The following is a 1,017-nucleotide window of genomic DNA, read 5'->3' on the forward strand; positions in this document are numbered from 1 at the left end:
AACCTCGCTNCGGCGGGGTTTTTTATTGCCCGGAGANNGCCAAATGACAGAACAAACTTCCCGCTTGGCCATTGTTATAGATAGCTCTGGGGCAGAAAAACAGGCTGACAGCCTTGCAGTTGCGCTTGATAAGATGACTCAGTCTGGTGATAAAGCCGTAACCAGCATGTTCAAAGTGACAAAAGCGACTGACGAGGAAAAAGACGCGCTCAATAAATTGCGAGCAGTCATTGATCCGGTTGGTGCTGCTATTGATACCGTTGGCCGCCGCTTTACTGAGCTGAAAAAATACTTCGACAAGGGGCTAATTGACGAGGAAGAGTTTCGCTCTCTCTCCAAAATGCTGAATGATACGACCGATGAGTTAAGCGGCGTTGCACAAGCTCAACGAGAAGCAGAAAAGGCCAGCAAATTAGCTGCTGCTCAGCAGGAGGCGCAGGCTAATGCATTCCAAAGAATGCTCGATAAAATCGACCCTCTGGCAGCTGCGCTTCGCAATCTTGAACAACAGCAAAGTGAACTCAACACGGCCTTTAAATCGGGGGCAATTAATACTTCTCAATATGATGCCTACAGCAAAAAACTGCAGGATACTCGCCGAGAAGTAACCGGCGAAGCACAAGCCGAGCGCGAAGCTGCAAAAGCACATGATGAACAGGTAAATGCACTGCGTCGTCTTGAGGCCCAAATAGATCCCGTAGGTGAAGCATTCCGCCGCCTGAACGAGCAACAGCGCCAGCTTGATACAGCCAAAACATCCGGGATGCTGTCGCCCCTGGCTTACGATCGCCTCAACAGCAAACTTGCAGAATCCCGCGATGCCCTGGAGAAAACCCAGGCGCAATTGGGTAAAACAGGCCAGTCTGCAGCTCAGACTGCCAATGCTATGCGCATGATCCCTGCTCAAATGACAGATATTATTGTCGGCTTATCTACAGGTCAGTCGCCATTCATGGTGCTCATGCAGCAGGGCGGGCAGTTGAAAGATATGTTCGGCGGTATTGGTCCCGCGATTAA

1 protein-coding gene is annotated in these 1,017 nt (G+C 50.4%); it reads left to right on the plus strand.

Translation table 11 applies throughout. The features are described from left to right. Window positions 1–43: 43 nt before the first annotated feature. The coding region (locus VZP09_RS07160; protein WP_328794994.1) for a phage tail length tape measure family protein at window positions 44–1,017 on the plus strand (974 nt) is incomplete at its 3' end.

It is taken from the genome of Klebsiella sp. EMBS2024, assembly GCF_036233805.1.
Lineage (GTDB): Bacteria > Pseudomonadota > Gammaproteobacteria > Enterobacterales > Enterobacteriaceae > Klebsiella > Klebsiella pneumoniae.